This is a genomic window from Pseudomonas sp. LBUM1663 (genome assembly GCF_059695905.1).
The window spans coordinates 274,513-293,015 of sequence record NZ_CP166792.1 but is presented as its reverse complement, the minus strand read 5'-3'; the positions used below and the strand labels follow the sequence as shown (position 1 = coordinate 293,015).

Annotated in this window: 15 protein-coding genes; 7 read left to right on the top strand and 8 right to left on the bottom strand. The window is 59.7% G+C overall.

What is annotated here, in order from left to right; translation table 11 throughout:
- Positions 1 to 15: 15 nt before the first annotated feature.
- The 4 genes from ACA075_RS01345 to ACA075_RS01330 all read right to left on the bottom strand — a co-directional run bounded on the left by ACA075_RS01345 (position 16) and on the right by ACA075_RS01330 (position 3,609).
- Entirely contained in the window at positions 16 to 765 is a 750-nt protein-coding gene (locus ACA075_RS01345) for a 2OG-Fe dioxygenase family protein (protein WP_094469618.1), read from the bottom strand.
- Between the two features lie 231 nt (positions 766 to 996).
- Positions 997 to 2,283, bottom strand: a complete 1,287-nt coding sequence (locus ACA075_RS01340) for an OprD family porin (RefSeq protein WP_497296983.1) — start codon at positions 2,281 to 2,283, stop codon at positions 997 to 999.
- 241 nt (positions 2,284 to 2,524) lie between these two features.
- The gene (locus ACA075_RS01335; RefSeq protein WP_497296982.1) at positions 2,525 to 2,920 is read right to left on the bottom strand and encodes a nuclear transport factor 2 family protein; all 396 of its coding nucleotides are present in this window, start codon (positions 2,918 to 2,920) and stop codon (positions 2,525 to 2,527) included.
- A gap of 17 nt (positions 2,921 to 2,937) precedes the next feature.
- Positions 2,938 to 3,609, bottom strand: a complete 672-nt coding sequence (locus ACA075_RS01330; protein WP_497296981.1) for a DsbA family protein — start codon at positions 3,607 to 3,609, stop codon at positions 2,938 to 2,940.
- A gap of 254 nt (positions 3,610 to 3,863) precedes the next feature.
- On the opposite strand from ACA075_RS01330, the gene ACA075_RS01325 reads away from it, so the two are divergent.
- Complete coding sequence (locus tag ACA075_RS01325; protein WP_497296980.1) at positions 3,864 to 5,957, top strand: TonB-dependent receptor; 2,094 nt, start codon at positions 3,864 to 3,866, stop codon at positions 5,955 to 5,957.
- Between the two features lie 214 nt (positions 5,958 to 6,171).
- Here the strand turns inward: ACA075_RS01325 and ACA075_RS01320 are convergent, their stop codons facing one another.
- The 4 genes from ACA075_RS01320 to ACA075_RS01305 form a co-directional block, all read right to left on the bottom strand.
- Complete coding sequence (locus tag ACA075_RS01320; RefSeq protein WP_094469623.1) at positions 6,172 to 6,384, bottom strand: hypothetical protein; 213 nt, start codon at positions 6,382 to 6,384, stop codon at positions 6,172 to 6,174.
- Between the two features lie 244 nt (positions 6,385 to 6,628).
- Positions 6,629 to 7,735, bottom strand: coding sequence for an agmatine deiminase (gene aguA, locus ACA075_RS01315; protein ID WP_403104407.1), 1,107 nt, complete (start codon positions 7,733 to 7,735; stop codon positions 6,629 to 6,631).
- Positions 7,736 to 7,739: 4 nt separating this feature from the next.
- Complete coding sequence (aguB, locus tag ACA075_RS01310; protein WP_497296979.1) at positions 7,740 to 8,618, bottom strand: N-carbamoylputrescine amidase; 879 nt, start codon at positions 8,616 to 8,618, stop codon at positions 7,740 to 7,742.
- 179 nt (positions 8,619 to 8,797) lie between these two features.
- Positions 8,798 to 11,710 carry an aminotransferase gene (locus ACA075_RS01305; RefSeq protein WP_497296978.1) on the bottom strand — a complete coding sequence of 971 codons (2,913 nt, stop codon included), beginning with the start codon at positions 11,708 to 11,710 and terminating at the stop codon, positions 8,798 to 8,800.
- A gap of 175 nt (positions 11,711 to 11,885) precedes the next feature.
- On the opposite strand from ACA075_RS01305, the gene rfbB reads away from it, so the two are divergent.
- Genes rfbB through ACA075_RS01275 form a run of 6 tightly spaced genes read left to right on the top strand, consistent with a single transcriptional unit; the run spans position 11,886 to position 18,484 of the window.
- Positions 11,886 to 12,968, top strand: a complete 1,083-nt coding sequence (gene rfbB / locus ACA075_RS01300; RefSeq protein WP_497296977.1) for a dTDP-glucose 4,6-dehydratase — start codon at positions 11,886 to 11,888, stop codon at positions 12,966 to 12,968.
- Entirely contained in the window at positions 12,965 to 13,840 is an 876-nt protein-coding gene (rfbA, locus tag ACA075_RS01295) for a glucose-1-phosphate thymidylyltransferase RfbA (protein WP_497296976.1), read from the top strand. Before rfbB ends, rfbA begins: the two co-directional genes overlap by 4 nt.
- Entirely contained in the window at positions 13,837 to 14,382 is a 546-nt protein-coding gene (gene rfbC, locus ACA075_RS01290; protein ID WP_497296975.1) for a dTDP-4-dehydrorhamnose 3,5-epimerase, read from the top strand. Before rfbA ends, rfbC begins: the two co-directional genes overlap by 4 nt.
- Entirely contained in the window at positions 14,379 to 15,248 is an 870-nt protein-coding gene (gene rfbD, locus ACA075_RS01285; RefSeq protein WP_497296974.1) for a dTDP-4-dehydrorhamnose reductase, read from the top strand. The genes rfbC and rfbD overlap by 4 nt, the downstream gene beginning before the upstream one ends.
- A gap of 36 nt (positions 15,249 to 15,284) precedes the next feature.
- Positions 15,285 to 17,093 (top strand): sensor histidine kinase, encoded by a 1,809-nt coding sequence (locus ACA075_RS01280; RefSeq protein ID WP_497296973.1) that lies wholly within the window; start codon positions 15,285 to 15,287, stop codon positions 17,091 to 17,093.
- Entirely contained in the window at positions 17,090 to 18,484 is a 1,395-nt protein-coding gene (locus ACA075_RS01275; protein WP_497296972.1) for a sigma-54-dependent transcriptional regulator, read from the top strand. The genes ACA075_RS01280 and ACA075_RS01275 overlap by 4 nt, the downstream gene beginning before the upstream one ends.
- Positions 18,485 to 18,503: the final 19 nt, after the last annotated feature.

Sequence of the window (18,503 nt, the reverse complement as noted above, 5' to 3'; positions counted from 1 at the left end):
ACGGTGTTGTACTGTTCAGCGAACAATGTCGAAAGCGGTCCCGGGCCGCGAGAAAGAGATCGCCAGAATTTGCCGGTACGCCATGTCGTGAGAATGGGTATTGCGTGCCGGTGTCACGTAGTGACGCATGTCGCGATCGAGAAAGTAGGTGGTGTCGAGGATTTCCTGATACGTCGTCGAGGCCAGGTGTTCCTGGTTTTCAGTGTCGTACAAACGGCTCTCGGCCCCTTCAACGTTATTGCGTCCCCAGAAGTGCACGCCGCTGAACGGATAACCGTCGCAGTGAATACCTTCCGGGGTGATTTCCAGTTGTTTGCCAGGCTTGATCTCGATGCGGATCTGATGAATCTGGCATTGCCAGATTTCGTCGTGCAACTCAGGTGGCAACACGTTTTTGTACACTTCGAAGTCGGTGTCGATCAGGCTGCGCATCACCGGCGAACTGATGATTTCATCGGAGAAGTCCTGGAAGTGCCGAACCATCCCGCCAACGTAACTGTTGTTCGCCTTGGACTGAACATACGCGCGGTGTTCCAGTTGCTTCAGGTCGCGCGTGACTGGGTTGTACTCGAAATCGCTGTAGCGACGATAGCGCATACCCGCCTCGGCCTGACCGTAGTAACTGTCCGGCTCCATGTTTTCCCAACTTCTGGTCAATCTGACGAAATCGTTGAAATGACCGAAAAGATTGAAGTCAGCACCCCGGACGTTGGCATATTTGTCACGCCGTAGAAATTCGCCCACTTCTTTGTTCAAAACGATCATTTTAAAAATCTCCGTGCATTTAGCTGCCTAATCTAGAGAGCACAGGATTTACGTCCATGAGAAAGAATTTGAGGCATATCAAACGCTGCTTGAAACGCGGCATGACGTTGCTTTAATTCGAATTTTTATGATCGAAAATGGCCGTTTTATGCGTTTTTCGAAGGTTCTCAGGCGAAAAAAACCCCGAACCAGTCGGGGTTTTTTATCGAGTGTCGAACACTCAATCGATCATCAGAAGATGTTGATCGGGTAATCCACGAACACACGCACTTCGTTACCGCTGACGTTGTACTCGCTGGATTTCTGCGAGACACGCAGGATCGAGCTGCGCAGTTTCACGCTCAGGTCTTTGGCCGGGCCACTTTGCACGACGTACTTGAACTGGTTGAAGATTTCGCGCTCGGTGCCGCCTTCGCTGGTGGACGTGGTGATGTTGTCACCGCGCACGTAGGCAAAGTTGTAGCTCAGCCCCGGAATACCGAAGGCACTGAAGTCCAGGCCGTAGCCCAACTGCCAACTGCGCTCGTCTTCGGCGTTGAAGTCGGACCAGTAGGAGTTCGCCAGGTAGATGGTGTTGCCACCGTCGCCGACACGACCTTGACCCTTCTGGTAACCACCGTAGGCGTAGCCCAGGTTGCTGTCGCCAGTGCTGCGCTGGTGAGCGAGGGTGAACGAGTGCGGGCCGGTGGCGAAGGTCGCCGCCAGGCTCCAGATTTTGTTGTCGTCGCCGGTAGCGCCGCTTTCGCGGACGTAGGAATCATCCAGCTTGGTGCGATAGCCGTTGAAGTCCAGGGTCAGGGACTGATCCTTGTCGATCGGGAACACGTAGTTGGCGTTCACGTATTGCTTCTTCAACACGTCTTCGACGTCGGATGCGTACAGCGCAGCCTTGAATTGCTCGGTGAACTGGTAGCTGCCGCCCAACACGTTGATCGACTTCAGGCCACCACTGTCACGGCCTTCAGCGCTTTTGCGCGACTCGGCGGTGAAGCGACCGGCGTTCAGCTCCAGGCCTTTGATCTCCTTGGAGGTGATCAAGGTGCCGGTATAGCTTTCTGGCAGCAGGCGCACGTTGTCGTAGCTCAGCACCGGCAGGGCCGGCATCTGGTCGCCGTAGGTCAGCGTGGTGCTGGAGAGACGGAATTTGACCGCTGCACCGCCCTTGGACAGGTCGTCAGCCGCGTTGCCGCTGTCGCCCTTTTTAAAGAAGTCGATGCCTTGTGCGCCGGTGCGACCCTTGCCGCCATCCAGACGCAGGGCGTACAGACCGAAAGCATCCACACCCACACCGACGGTGCCTTGGGTGAAGCCGGACGAGAAGGTACCGATGGCCGCCTGGCCCCACTCGGCTTTGTCCGGGTTGCCGTCTTTGTAGTCACGATTGATGTAGGCGTTGCGCAGCAGCACTTTGAGGCTGCTGTCTTCAACAAAGCCCTTGGATTCGGCCTGGTCGTTAGCCATGGCCTGTGTAGCGCTCAACATCCCCAGAGCGATCAGGCTGATTCGCTTATTCAACATTTTGTTCTTTTCCTTATTACCGGTTGATACGCGCTGTGTCGAACGGCTGAAACGGCGCTATCGCACTCTTTTTTCACCCCAAAACAAAAAGGCCCGCCCACGAGAACATCGTGGCGGGCCTTTTTATTATTTTATGAGTCATGGCGGTTAGCCACAGGCGTTGGGCGCGATCGTAGCCGCGCCCAGAAGTCTGTGTCAATTTCATGAATCGTCTATGAAAAGGCGAAAATCGTCTAAGCAATTACTTGCCAGCGATCGCCAGTTGCACCGTATGGCTGTCAACGAACTGTTCGAAGTGGGTGACTTTGCCATCCGCCAGCGTCCATAAATGCGCCACGCGAGCGTTCATCGGACGGCCAGTCGCCTTGTAGATTCCGCTGTAATTGCCGTAGGCAAACACCTTGTCACCCTGTGCGACGTAGTCCTCGATCTTCAACTGAAAATCGTCCCACTCAGTGGCCAGGCGCTTGAACACGTTCTCGACGATGGCATCGAAACCGACGTAGGTGCCGGCGTAAGGAAAGCCCGCAGATTCGGTCCAGCGGGCATCCACGGCCAGGGCCGCAGCGGTGTTGCGTGCGTTTTCCTGGGAGTTGGCGCCTTCGTAGGTGCTTTTGATCAGGCTCAGGTTGTCCATGGTGACTCCGGATGAATTCAAGGGGCGCAGCCGTCGATGCCACAGGCTTGCACGGGTGTTGATGGCGCTTGTGAAGGAAGCGATTCGCTTAACCATTGTGCGAACGCTTGCGGCTTGCCGAGCCAGGGGCTGATATCGACCAGGGTAAATTGTCCATCCTGTTCAAGGACGAAGGTCGGAAAACCCTGGCCGCCGACCTTGGCCAAGAATGCGCGGCTGTCTTTTATATGGCGATCGGTTCCGACTGCTTTGAATGCCATCTGGAAGGCTTGAGATTCGAGATCGATGTCTTCGGCAAGCGCCAACAACACCGCTTCATCGGCGATGCGCAGACCTTCCACGTAATGAGCGGTTTGCAGACGCCCCAGCAACTCAAGCCCTCGGCCGGCGATGTGTTCGGCGGCCAGCACCGCAGCAATTGGCGGTGTGGAATCGAACACAGCGGTCTCATCGCGCAACAGACCTTCGAAATACGCTTCACCAAATGGCTGGCCGGTGTATTCGGCGATGCGGCGGTCATGGGGCATGACGTAGTTGCGCAATTGTGGCGAAACGGCTTGGCGGTTGGCGCCGCTCATCATGCCGCCACCGTGGGCGATCACCGGTAAAACGCCTTGGGCGGCTTGCACCAGCGGTTTGGCGCCGTAGCACCAGCCGCATAAAGGGTCGTAAATGTAGTGAAGGATCATGGGAAGACTCCGGCAATCAATCAGTGAAATTCAGTGCCGGCAGACTAATCCTCAGACGATTGCGGAAAAACGCTGGAATGGCGTTCAGTCTGTTTCATGAATCGGTCGAATAGCCTCGACAAGCCTCTGTAGCAATCTCGACACAACTCGAAACAATCAAGCAGCGGAACTTTTCAAGAATAATTAACTAAAGCAAATAACAAGCATTATCATTCGCGCCCTCGAATTCTTTCACCCTTTCGGATGCGCTTCAGATGCCTGCCCCCTTCCGCCTTACGCCCGTAACCCTTGGGCTTTCTGCTTTTCTGTCTGCCGGTTTCACCTGCGCCGCGACCACCGTTTTACCCGAAACCTCGATCAGTGCCGAAGCGGAGGCCGATGACCCGCGAGTGAAGGAAACCAGCACCGCCACCCGGACTGCGACCCCGGTTCGCTACGTGCCTCAAGCCATCGACTCGATTAAAACCTCGAACGTCTCGGATTACGGCACCAATGATCTGGGCACTGCGTTGAGCGGCATCCCCAACGTCAGCAGCGGGGCCGACACCCGTTTCGACAGCCTGCGCATCCGCGGTTTCGACGCGAGCAACGACTTCTACCTCGATGGCATTCGTGACGACAGCCAATACGTGCGCGACTTGCACAACATCGAGCGCATCGAAGTCCTCAAGGGCCCGGCGGCCGTTCTATACGGCCGTGGCAGCCAAGGCGGGATCGTCAACCGGGTCAGCAAACTGCCCGAGTTCGGCCGCCGCTCGACCATCGAAGCCCAGGGCGGCAGCGATGATTTGCGCAGCCTGTATGCCGACCTCAGCACCGATCCGTCCGAGAACATCAGCCTGCGCGTGAACATGGGCAACATGGATCAGAACAGCTTTCGCGATGGTGTGAGCGGCAATCGCCAATTGTTCGCGCCGTCCATGAGCTGGCAATTGACGCCGGACCTGAACTGGTTGGTGCAGTACGAATACAGCCGTTACAACCGCACGCCGGATCGCGGTATTCCTGGGGTAAACGGGCGCCCGGCAGACGTAGGACGCGATACGACCTACGGCAGCGAGCACGATTTCATCGACGACAAGTCGCAATCCCTGCGTTCCAAACTCAGCTATGAACTCAGCGACAACTGGCAGCTGCGCCACACCCTGGGCGTGTTCAAGCTCGACAGCGATTTCGACAACACGTACCTGACCGGTTACACCCCGGCCACCAACAAGGTCACGCGCCAGCATTGGCAGCAAGACCTGACCACCCGCAACGTCTATAACAACGTCGAACTGGAAGGCGGTTTCAACACCTTCGGTCTGGAGCATCGCTTGCTGACCGGCATCGAGACCGGCAGCCAGCGCCGTGATCCGACCCTGTACACCGCGGCCACTTCCGGGCGGGGCAGCTCACCGGTGCCGGCGCTGGACCTGTACTACCCGAATCGCGATCTGCGTCATACCGGGCGCATGCAAGTGTCCAGCGACAACCACACCGAAGTCGAAAGCCGTGCGGTGTACGTGCAGGATCAATTGCGCCTGAACGATCAATGGCAACTGCTGGCCGGTCTGCGCTACGACACGTTCGACATCGAATCGACCAACAAGCTGCGGGACATTTCCGAAAACCGTGACAGCCACAGCACCAGCCCGCGTGTAGGCCTGGTCTGGACGCCGCTGCAGAATCATTCCTTCTATGCCTCATGGACCAAGACGTTCTCGCCAGTGGGCGGCGGTTTGATCGGCATCACGCCCGGCACTGCCGGTAACAGCAACGACTTGAGCCCGGAGCTGACCAAGCAGAAGGAAATCGGCGTGAAGAGCGACTGGCTCGACGACCGCCTGAGCACCACCCTGGCAATCTACGAACTGGAACTCTACAACCGCCGCACCAGCGATCCGCTCAACCCGACCATCACCTTGCTCTCGGGCCTGCAACGTTCCCGCGGGATCGAGCTGACCGGCACCGGCAAAATTGCCGGCAACTGGTACGTGCGCGGTGGCGTGGGCGTACAGGACGCGACGGTCGAGAAGGACAACAACGGCTTTGAAGGCAAGCGCATCAGCAACGTGGCCAAGCACAACGGCAGCCTGTTTCTGACCTGGAAACCGGAAATGGGCTGGTATGCGGAAACCGGGTTGACCCTGGTGGGCCAGCGCTATGCGGATAACCTCAACACCGTCGTGCTGCCGGGTTATGGCCGCTGGGATGCACTGGCCGGGTTCCGGCAGAAGGATTGGGACTTGCGCGCGGCGCTGAACAACATCAGCGACAAGACCTATTACTCGTCGGCCACCAGCGCCGCGCAGATTCAACCCGGCGAACCGCGCAGCCTGGTGGTGACTGGCACTTATAGCTTCTAAACACGCCACAACCGGTGTGACCGACACCAATCCCCTGTGGGAGCGAGCCTGCTCGCGATAGCGGTGGATCAATCCACATCGATGTTGACTGTCCAGCCGCCATCGCGAGCAGGCTCGCTCCCACAGGGGTTGTGTGCAGGTCACAAAAATCCATCGCCCATAAAAAAGCGCCGCCATCCCGGCAGCGCTTTTATCAATCCTTTGTTTTTTCTTCTTATCCTTCCATCACATCCCACAACGCTTCCAGTTCCGCCTCGCTGAATAAACCAGCGGGGTAGCGCTCGATCATCATCCGGCGCGGATCAGGTTCTCTGATCTGACGCGTTCCATTGGACTTCAACCAGTGCGCCAGGACCTGGAGCGATTCGCTATTGACTGCCAGGGGATGCAACGCCCGCTCGCTCACTACGTTCACTTCGGCGTTCATTTCAGCGCTCTCTCCTGGTTCGTGAGCGGCTAACTTATCCAAGGTTTATGACAGAACATCGCAGTTCTCCCCCTCCCTGTTTACGCCTTGAGAGATACAAGAGCTGTGCCAATATTTCCGGACTGTCGACAAGCGGATACAAAAAAGCCCGCAGTCCATAAGGGCTGCGGGCTTTTACTGTCGACGCGGGGGTTGACCTTTGCTCGATGGGCTGAGCCATCAACTCACGCTGTTACAACCCCACTCACTCCTTGTGCGGTGCCGGTTGCTGTTGGGTAAGGCAGTGGATATTGCCGCCTCCCAGTAACAGTTCGCGGCCCGGCACCATCACCACTTCGTGCTGCGGGAACAGCGCCTGCAAAATCTCTTTCGCCGGACCGTCCAGTGGATCGTCGAAACTCGGCGCGATAATGCCGCCGTTGACGATCAGGAAGTTCACGTAGGAACCCGCCAGACGGACGGTCGGATTACGTTCCTGAGTCCCGTCCACCGGATCCACACCGGCGCACTCTTCCTCGGTGGCATACAACGGCCCCGGGATCGGCATCTTGTGCACCGTGAATGGGCGACCTTTGGCATCCGTGCTGCTTTCCAGCACTTTGATTGCCGCCTGGCAGCGCGGGTAGTTCGGGTCCTGCGGATCATCGGTCCAGGCCAACAAAACCTCACCCGGACGCACATAGCAGCAGAAGTTATCCACATGACCATCGGTTTCGTCGTTGAACAGACCGTCCGGCAGCCAGATGATTTTATCCACAGCCAGATGGGCGCTGAGCACCGCTTCGATGTCTGCACGATTAAGGTGCGGGTTGCGATTGCGGTTGAGCAGGCATTCTTCGGTGGTGATCAGGGTGCCTTCACCATCGACGTGAATCGAACCGCCTTCAAGCACAAAGCCTTCGGTACGGTAGCGCTGGCTGCGCTCGATCTCGAGGATCTTGCCGCCCACCTGCGAGTCGCGGTTCCACGGCGAGTACAAACCGCCATCGAAACCGCCCCACGAGTTGAAGTCCCAGTTCACACCACGGACTTCGCCACTGTTATTGATGACGAACGTCGGGCCGGTGTCGCGAACCCAGGCGTCGTCGCTGGACATCTCGACCACACGAATATTTGGCACATCGAGGCGGGCCCGGGCGTTTTCGTATTGGCCGGCGGAGACCGCCACGGTCACCGGCTCGAAACGGGCGATGGCTTTGGCGACGGCCACGTGCGCGGCTTGCGCGGGTTTACCGCCCAGGCGCCAGTTGTCCGGACGCTCCGGCCAGATCATCCAGGTCTGGGTTTGTGGCGCCCACTCGGCGGGCATGTAGAAGCCGTCGGCGCGCGGGGTGCTGTTTAAAGTGGTCATGCGATCAGGACTCCAGGGAACCGTCGAGGGTTTTGAGCGCATTGTATAGGTTCGGGCGACGATCACGGAACGATCCCCACGCGCTGCGAATGTGCTCCAGCTCGTCGAGGTCGAAGCTCTGAACCAACACGCCTTCCTCGGTCTTGTCGAGTTCCTGGACCTTCTCGCCGAACTGGTTGGCAATGAACGACGAGCCGTAGAACGTGATGTCGTAGCCGTCCTGTTCTTCGTTGCCGATGCGGTTGCTGGCGATCAGCGGCATCAGGTTGGCGCCGGCATGGCCTTGTTGCACGCGTTGCCAGTGGTCGCGGGACGAGATGGTTTTGTCGTGCGGCTCGCTGCCAATGGCGGTCGGGTAGAACAGGATTTCCGCGCCCAGCAACGCCATGCTGCGGGCGCACTCCGGGAACCACTGATCCCAGCAGATGCCCACACCGATTTTCGCGTAACGGGTGTTCCAGACTTTGAAGCCGGTATCGCCCGGGTTGAAGTAATACTTTTCGTGGTAACCCGGGCCATCCGGGATGTGGCTTTTACGATAAATCCCGAGGTTGCTGCCGTCGGCATCGATGATCGCGATGCTGTTGAAACGAGCGCGGCCAGCCAGTTCATAGAAGCTGATCGGCAGCACCACTTGCAGTTCCTTGGCGACTTTCTGGAAATGCTTGATGGCGACGTTATCTTCAACCGTCGTGGCCAGTTGCAGGTAATCCGGGTTCGGCTTCTGGCAGAAGTACGGCGCCTCGAACAGTTCCTGGATCAGGATGATCTGCGCGCCTTTGGCCGCGGCCTCGCGTACCAGCCTTTCAGCGGTCTCGATGTTGGCTTCAAGGTCCCAGGAACAGGCCATCTGGGTGGCGGCGACGGTAACGATACGACTCATGAATCATCTCCCTGGATCTTTTTATAGGTAGGCAACGGCGACTTTATAGCCGATAAATATCGGCGATAGAAGCTAAAAAAATGCCTTCCGTCTAAATTTCACCCAGATAAAGCCGATAACAATCGATATTGTTACCCTCTCTTTCTCTCAGAGCTCCTACGCAAGGGCGACGATTCTGATCAAAGACCTTCGCTCAATACCTTCGAAAGCATATCGACAAAGAAATCCACACTCCGGCGCGAGGTCACCATCGGCGGTTTGATCTTGAGCACGTTCAGGTAATCCCCTGTCGGCTGCATGAAAATCCCCAACTCCCGCAACCGGTCACACAGCGCCGTGGTTTCTTCGGTCGCCGGTTCCAGGGTCTCGCGGTTGCGGATCAGCTCGACACCCAGATAGAAGCCGGAACCATGCACCGCGCCCACCAACGGATGAATATCGATCAGCGCTTCAAGCCGCTCCTTGAAATACCCGCCCACCACCTGAGCGTTTTCCCAGAGCTTTTCTTCCTCCATCACATCCAGCACCGCCATGCCGATCTGGCAACTGACCGGACTGCCACCGGCCGACGAGAAGAAGTAACCCTCGGCCTCCAGCGCTTCGGCGATTTCCCGGCGGGTGATGACCGCGCCCAACGGCTGGCCGTTGCCCATGCCTTTGGCCATGGTGATGATGTCCGGCACCACGCCTTGCTCCTCGAAGCCCCAGAAGAAATGGCCCATGCGCCCGTAACCAACCTGCACTTCGTCGGCAATACACACACCTCCCTGCGCGCGAACCAGCGCATAGACCTGTTTCAGATAACCCGGTGGCAGCGAGATCCCGCCGGCATTGCCGTACACCGGCTCGCAGATGAAACCGGCCAACGGGCGTTTCTGCTCAGCGATTTTTGCCAGGTTGTGTTCGACGCTGCGCACGTAGTCCGGCGCGCTGCCCGGGCCGCGGAATTCGCCGCGATAGGTATTCGGCGCGCTCACCGGATGCACCCAATCGGGACGGCTGCTCAAGGCTTTCGGGTTGTCGGCAATCGACGTCGAGACCGCGTCCGCGCCCACGGTCCAGCCGTGATAGGCCTCCAACACGCTGAGCATGTCGCGACCGCCGCTGTAAGCCCACGCCAGCCGGATCGCCAGGTCATTGGCCTCGCTGCCGCTGTTGACCAAAAACACCCGGTCCATGCCCTCCGGCGACAACTTCAGCAAGCGCTCGGAAAACTCGGCCACCGCGGCGTAGTTGAAGCGCGAGTTGGTATTGAGCAACGACCACTGGCGGCTGGCCACTGCCGCCATGCGCGGATGCCCGTGACCAAGCACTGCGACGTTGTTGAGCATGTCGAGGTAGGAGCGGCCCTGCATGTCGATCAGGTGATTGCGCCAGCCGCGCTCGATGCGCGGCGGGTCGACGTAATAATGCTTCTGCGTACGCGCGAAACTGGCGTCGCGGCGCGCCAGCAATGTCTGCGAATCGAGCTCGGCTTCAGCATCGCAAGCCAGCCCCAGCAGCGCCGCCGGTGACGGGCACAATGCTTGCCAGGCCGGTGCGCGGGACGGCGTGCAAAACAACGGCGCATCGAACGAAGCGCCTCGGCACAACTGCACAATCAACGGCCCGCTGACCGCGCCCAACACCTGACCTTTGACCAACGCCGCACCGGTGTGCAGCGACGGCGTCACGCCCCACAACCGCACGCTCAGTTGCGGGCCGTCCAGTTGCAGCACACCCGCCGCCGGCTGATGCACCACGCCGGCAAATGGCGATTCGACCGCCGTGCCGTGCGGCACGCGCAACTCCACGTGCAACGGGCAAGTGTCGGGCTCTGCGGCGCTGTCCGGTTGGGTGCGGGACAAACGATATTGACCATAGCGACTGGCTGCCAATCCGTGAGTCGCAGCAGCTTCAGTCAACAAACGCTGATCAATCCCCTCCTGTTCCCAGTTGCCCGCCTCAAAATGCGGGCTCAGCACGCCCAGATCGATCAAGGCAAATTCACGCCCCACCAGGCTCGGCAGCAACGGTGCGAAACCTTCGCTGCCAATGTTTGGCAGCGTCTGGCCGACCGACGTCAGAATCGCCGCTTCCATTAATTCCAGCGGCAGCGACGTGGCCACGCGGAAGATTTCCCACTCGTGGGTCAGGTTGTCGCGGCTGTAATCATTGCCCGGATCGATGCTGACTTGCTGTTCGCCACTGAGCACCAGCACCGCCGCGCGCGCGACGATCAGCGGCCACAGCGCCAGCAGTTCTTCATGAGTGAGCGGATTGACGGCGTGATAAGCCCGGACCGCCGGCAAAATGTAGAAAGGATCGCCACCGGCGTGATGCAGCAACGCCGCGCAGGTGACCGACAGATCGGTAATGCGCCAAGTGCGGATCAGGTCGCCGAAATCAATCACGCCCTGCAACTGCCACTGGCGTTGCGAGTCGCGCTGCCAGACCACGTTGTCGTCGGTGATGTCCATGTGAATCGCCTGCACCGGCAGCTTGTCCACCAGCGGCAGCAAATGATGCTCGGCCCGTTCCGCCGCGTCGGCGATCAACCGGCGTTGCGCGTCATCCTTGATTACTGGCAGCAAATGGCCAATCAGCGCGCTGGCGTGGCGGGCGTCCCACTGCAACGTGCGCTCAAGGCCCGGATGCTCGAAAGCGGCCAGCGCCAGGTCCATTTCGCCGCAGAGCCGACCGAAACCGGCCACCACCGGGCCGGGCAAATGATTAAGGTGCGTCAGCGACTGGCCTTCGATGTAATCGAGCAGGCGCACATGCACGGCCTGACCATCGACTTCCAGCGTGAGCAGATCAGCTCCGTTTTTTGCAGGGATCACTCGCGGCACATGCACGCCGGAGTGTTCACCCAACTGCTTGAGTCCGGCATGTTGGGCTTGCAGCTCCAGCGCCGAATAGTCGCCACGGCAGATTTTCAGGACGAAACGCCCTTGATCGCTATCGACCCGAAAGTTGAGGTCCTGCTGGCTGCCCAAGGCGTGCAACCTTCCACTCAGCCCGTAATGTCCCTCCAGTAGCTCGAGCGCTTGCTCCGCAGACACTTGCGGGCTGGGCAAACTGGCGCGGTGAATCAACGTGGCGAGCGGCATACAACGACCCCTGAAATTTTATTAGGCGCTTATATCGCCACTGCATCGGTCGATAATCAACCCCCGACGGCGCGGCAAATGCCAAATACGACCAACAACCCTCTTGCACCGCCCTGCTCCTGCCGACAAGCTGTGCTCATTCGCTTTATCGTCTTACAGAAAAAGGCCGGCCAACATGCGTATTCTCATCACCGGCGGTGCCGGTTTCATTGGCTCTGCCCTGATTCGCCACCTGATTCGGCACACCGAACATGAAGTGCTCAATCTGGACAAGCTGACTTACGCCGGCAATCTCGAGTCGCTGAACAGCATTGCCACCGACACCCGCTACGAGTTCGTCCAGGCCGATATCGTCGACCAGGCCACCGTGAGTGCGGTACTGGCACGTTTCCAGCCGCACGCGATCATGCACCTGGCAGCAGAATCCCATGTCGACCGTTCCATCGACGGTCCGTCGGATTTCATCCAGACCAATATCGTCGGCACCTACAGCCTGCTGGAGGCCACTCGCGCTTACTGGCAGGCGCTGGCCGAGCCGGAAAAAAGCGCCTTGCGCTTCCATCACATCTCCACTGATGAGGTCTACGGCGACCTGCACGGCGTCGATGATCTGTTCACCGAAACCACGCCCTACGCGCCGAGCTCGCCGTATTCGGCGAGCAAAGCGGCGTCCGACCATCTGGTTCGCGCCTGGCAGCGAACCTACGGTCTGCCGGTGCTGCTGACCAATTGCTCGAACAATTACGGCCCGTTCCACTTCCCCGAGAAGCTGATTCCGCTGGTAATCCTCAACGCCTTGGCCGGCAAGCCGCTGCCTGTTTACGGTAACGGCCTGCAAGTGCGCGACTGGCTGTTTGTCGAGGATCACGCCCGGGCGCTGCTCAAAGTGGTCACCGAAGGCGTGGTCGGCGAGACCTACAATATTGGCGGTCACAACGAACAGAAGAACATCGACGTGGTGCGTGGCATCTGCGCGTTGCTCGAAGAGCTGGCGCCGAACAAGCCTGAAGGCGTGGCGCACTTCGCCGACCTCATTACCTTCGTCCAAGACCGACCGGGTCACGACCTGCGCTACGCCATCGACGCGAGCAAGATCGAGCGCGAACTGGGTTGGGTGCCTGAAGAAACCTTCGAAACCGGACTGCGCAAAACCGTTCAGTGGTACCTCGATAACCTGGAGTGGTGCCGTCGTGTTCAGGACGGCAGCTATCAGGGCGAACGCCTGGGCGCCCTCAATACCAAGGAGCTGATCGCATGATGAAAGGCATCGTTTTGGCCGGAGGCTCGGGAACGCGTCTGCACCCGATTACGCTCGGCGTCTCCAAACAGCTGTTGCCGGTGTACGACAAACCGATGATCTACTACCCGATCTCGGTCCTGATGCTGGCCGGCATCAAAGATATTTTGCTGATCTCCACGCCTCAGGATCTGCCGCAGTACCGCAACCTGCTGGGTGACGGCAGTCAGTTCGGGGTCAATTTCAACTACGCCGAACAGCCTTCGCCAGATGGCTTGGCGCAGGCCTTTCTGATTGGTGAAGAATTCATCGGTGACGATTCGGTATGCCTCATCCTGGGCGATAACATCTTCCACGGTCAGCACTTTGGTGACCAGTTGAAGAACGCCGCCATACGCCCTTCCGGCGCCACCGTGTTTGGCTATTGGGTCAAGGATCCGGAGCGCTTCGGCGTGATTGATTTCGACAGCGAAGGCCGTGCCCTGTCGATCGAAGAGAAGCCGAAAAAACCGAAATCCAGCTATGCCGTGACCGGCCTGTATTTCTACGACAACGATGTGATCGAGATCGCCAAAGCCGTGAAGCCTTCGCCTCGCGGCGAGCTGGAGATCACCGACGTCAACAATGCCTACCTGCAACGCGGCGATCTGCAGGTCGAGCGCTTCGGTCGCGGTTTCGCCTGGCTCGACACCGGCACTCACGACAGCCTGCTCGAAGCCTCGCAATACGTGCAAACCATCGAGCACCGCCAGGGCCTGAAAGTCGCCTGCCTCGAAGAAATCGCCTACGAAAATGGCTGGATCAACCGCGAACAACTGTTGGAGCGCGCCAGCTATTTCGGCAAGACCGGCTATGGCCAGTACCTCTTCAAACTGGCCGGGGAAGAACAATGAACGTAATTGAAACCTCTCTTCCCGGCGTATTGATCATCGAGCCCACGGTCTTCGGTGACGAGCGCGGCTTTTTCTACGAAAGCTTCAATGCCAAATTGTTTGAAGAAGCGACAGGCGTGAACACGCCATTCGTACAGGACAACCACTCCCGCTCGCAGAAAGGGGTGCTGCGCGGCCTGCACTATCAGCTGGAAAATACCCAGGGGAAACTGGTGCGGGTGACCGTCGGTGAAGTGCTCGACGTGGCGGTGGATATCCGTCGCAGTTCGCCGAATTTCGGTCAGTGGGAAGCCTTACGCTTGTCCGCAGAAAACCGTCGCCAACTTTGGGTCCCGGAAGGTTTTGCCCATGGGTTTGTGGTGCTCAGCGATTTCGCCGAGTTTCTCTACAAGACTACGGACTATTACGCACCGTCCGCTGAGCGTTGCATTCGCTGGGACGATCCGACGCTGGCCATCGACTGGCAACTGGATGAAGCGCCCAAGCTTTCGGCCAAGGATCAGAACGGCAAAAGGTTGAAAGAGGCTGATCTGTTTCCATGAGAATTTTAATCAGCGGTCAACACGGTCAGGTTTCGCGTGAATTGCAACGCCGCTTGGGTGCTGTCGGCGAGTTGGTGGTTTTGGGGCGTGATCAACTCGATCTGGCTCAACCGCTGCAGATTCGTCAGCAAGTGCAACGAGTTCGTCCCGACCTGATCATCAACGCAGCCGCTCATACAGCGGTCGATCAAGCTGAAAACGAGCCGGAACTGGCGTTTGCCATCAACGCGACCGGCCCGGGCGTTTTGGCCGAAGAAGCATTGGCACTGGGCATCCCGCTGATTCACTACTCCACCGATTACGTGTTCGATGGCAGTAAAACCGAGCCTTACGACGAAGCCGACGCGCCTAACCCGCTCGGCGTTTACGGCAAGAGTAAGCTGGCCGGCGAACAAGCGATCACCGCAGTTCAAAGCCAGCACCTGATCCTGCGGACCAGTTGGGTTTACTCGACCCACGGCCGTAATTTCCTGTTGACCATGCAACGCCTGCTGCAAGAAAAACCGGAGATGCGCATTGTCGCTGACCAGATCGGTGCACCCACCTGGGCCGGCACCATCGCTGCCAGCACCCTTGCACTGATCGAACGCTGGCAAGCGGGACAGACCGGGGCTTGGGGCACTTATCACCTGACCGCTCAGGGTGAGACTTCCTGGTTCGGTTTCGCCCAAGCCATCGGCGAAGCACTGCGGGAACAGGGCAAGCCTTGCGCCAACCTGCTGCCGATCCCCTCCAGCGACTATCCGACGCCGGCCACCCGGCCGCTGAACTCGCGCCTGGATTGCAGCCGTCTGCAACACGAATGGGGCGTCAGCCAGCCTGATTGGCAAACCGCGCTGCGCGAGTGTCTTGCCGAGCAAGCCTAGGCATAATGCGCCTGTACCCACAGGCGCCCGATGCTCATGACTTCGACCCTTCCCCGCAGACCCCGCTGGCGCAGCCTCGCACTGCTTGCGCTGTGCCTGGCGCCGTTGCTGTGGCCGCTGGAACATCTGGCCGAGCGTTATTACCGCAGCGAGCTGGCCGGGCAGAACCGTCAGACCCTCGACCTTTATGTCGCCAACCTGCTGGGTACGCTGCACCGTTATGAAGTGTTGCCGCAGATCCTCGGCGACCTGCCGGCCCTGCGCGCGGTGCTCGGGGCGCCGGACGACAGCGTCACCCAAGGCAATGCCAATCGCCTGTTGAAAAACATCAGCGCCCAGACCGGCGCCGAAGTCATGTACCTGATGGACACCACGGGCAAGACCCTGGCCGCCTCGAACTGGGACAAACACGACAGTTTCGTCGGGCGTAATTTTTCCTTCCGGCCGTATTTCAGCGAAGCGATGGCCGGGCGGCTCGGGCGCTTTTTTGGCTTAGGCACCACGTCAGCCAAACGTGGCTATTTCTTCGCCGCCGCCGTGCGCAACGGCGAGAAAATCATCGGCGTGCTGGTGGTCAAGGTCGACCTGGACCACACCGAAAGCCTGTGGGGCAAAACCCCGGAACAACTGCTGCTGACTGACCATAACGGCGTAGTCATCCTCACGTCGCGGCCTGAGTGGCGATTCCGCTCGACTCGCCCCCTGAGCGAAGCCGAAAGCAAAGCGATCACCGCGATCCAGCCGTACCCGACCCGCGACCCGAAACCGTTGCGGCTCAACCCCAACGCCTGGCTGACCCAAACCCAGCAGATCGCCGAAACCGGCTGGAACGTCAGCATCCTCGCCCCACGCACCCTGATCGACCGCCCGGTGCGCACCGTCGTCGCCATTGGCGGCGCGACGTTGCTGGTCTTGATGTTGCTGCTCGGCCTGATGATGCAGCGCCGTCGCCATTACCTCGAACGCATCGCCTTCGAAGCCAAGGCCCGGCGTGAGCTGGAAGGCCGGGTCGCCGAACGGACCAGCGACCTCGAAGGCCTCAACCGTCGACTGAAACAGGAAGTGCTGGAGCGCGAACATGCCCAGCAGGAACTGGTGCGCGCCCAGGACGACCTGGTGCAGGCCGGCAAGTTATCAGCGCTGGGGACGATGTCCGCGAGCATCAGCCACGAATTGAATCAACCGCTCGCCGCCATTCGCAGCTACGCGGAAAATGCCGAAGTGCTGCTCGATCATCAGCGCACCGACGATGCCCGCGGCAACCTCAAGCTGATCAGCGAACTGACCGGGCGCATGGCATCGATCATCGCTCATCTGCGTGCCTTCGCCCGGCGCGATCGCCATGCGCCGGAAAGTGTCGCCCTGCAACCGGCGCTGGATGACGCCCTGGCGTTGCTGGCCAAGCGTCGGCGCAGCATGGAAGTCGAACTGATCCGCGATTTGCCGGCGGCCACGTTGTGGGTCGAGGCTGGGGAAACCCGTCTGCGCCAGGTGCTCGGCAACCTGTTGGCCAACGCACTGGACGCGCTGACCGAAAAAGGACCGCCGCGTAAACTCTGGTTGAGTGCCCAATCCACCGCGGACGGCGTCATTCTGTACATTCGCGACAACGGCCCCGGCTTTTGCATGGAAGCCCTTGGTCGCGCCAGCGAGCCCTTCTACACCACCAAGACCCGCACCCAGGGGCTTGGCCTGGGGCTGGCGATTTGCGAAACCCTGATGCGCGCCTTCGGCGGTGAACTGTCGTTCGCCAACCACAAGGAAGGCGGCGCCCTGATTACCCTGAAGTTGCGCGCAGGCGCACCGGGTGTGAGCCTGCAACCGTCCGAGGACCGAAGTGCATGACCATCGATAACCGTGTCCAGGTCGTGCTGATCGACGACGATCCCCACCTGCGTCAGGCCTTGAGCCAGACGCTGGATCTGGCGGGCCTGAAAATCCTGCCATTGGCCGAAGCGAAAGGCCTGGCCGGGCAACTGGAGCGCGACTGGCCGGGCGTGGTGGTCAGCGACATCCGCATGCCGGGCATGGACGGCCTCGAACTGCTGACCGAACTGCATGCCCAGGACCCGGAATTGCCCGTATTGCTGATCACCGGCCACGGCGATGTGCCGCTGGCCGTGCAAGCGATGCGCGCCGGGGCGTATGACTTCCTGGAAAAACCCTTCGCCAGCGACGCGCTGCTCGACAGCGTGCGCCGCGCATTGGCCCTGCGCCGACTGGTGCTGGATAACCGCAGCCTGCGTCTGGCCCTGAGCGATCGCAATGAACTGAGCACCCGACTGGTCGGGCAATCGGCGCCGATGCTGCGCTTGCGAGAGCAGATTGGTGCATTGGCGGCGACCAAGGCTGACGTGCTGATTCTTGGCGAAACCGGTGCCGGCAAAGAAGTCGTGGCCCGGGCGCTGCATGATTTGTCGAACCGGCGTAACGGCCCATTCGTGGCGATCAACGCCGGGGCATTGGCTGAGTCTGTGGTGGAAAGCGAGCTGTTCGGTCACGAGCCGGGGGCGTTCACCGGCGCGCAAAAGCGCCGCATCGGCAAGTTCGAATTCGCCAACGGCGGCACGTTGTTCCTCGATGAAATCGAAAGCATGAGCCTGGATGTGCAGGTGAAATTGCTGCGCTTGCTGCAGGAACGTGTCGTCGAGCGCTTGGGCGGTAATCAGCTGATCCCGCTGGACATCCGCATCATCGCCGCAACCAAGGAAGACCTGCGCCAGTCCGCCGATCAAGGGCGCTTCAGGGCCGACTTGTATTACCGCCTGAACGTCGCGCCGCTGCGTATTCCGCCGCTGCGTGAACGCGGCGAAGACGCGCTGATGCTGTTCCAGCATTTCGCCGACGAAGCCAGCGCCCGCCACGGCTTGCCGCCCCATGAACTGCAACCGGGTCAACGCGCCCTGCTGCTGCGCCACACCTGGCCGGGCAACGTGCGGGAACTGCAAAACGCCGCCGAACGCTTTGCCTTGGGCCTGGAACTGGCGTTGGATAACAACACGCCGGAGGGGGCTGCCGGCATGACGGTCGAAGCGGTCGGCGGTGGTCTGAGCGAGCAAGTGGAAAACTTCGAGAAATCGTTGATTGCCGCCGAACTGGCGCGCCCTCACAGCTCGGTACGTAGCCTCGCCGAAGCCCTCGGCATTCCGCGCAAGACCCTGCACGACAAACTGCGCAAGCACGGCCTGAACTTCGCCGACGGTGGCGCCAGCAGCCACACCGACGAACTCGATTGAGCTACCGTCAAACCATCAT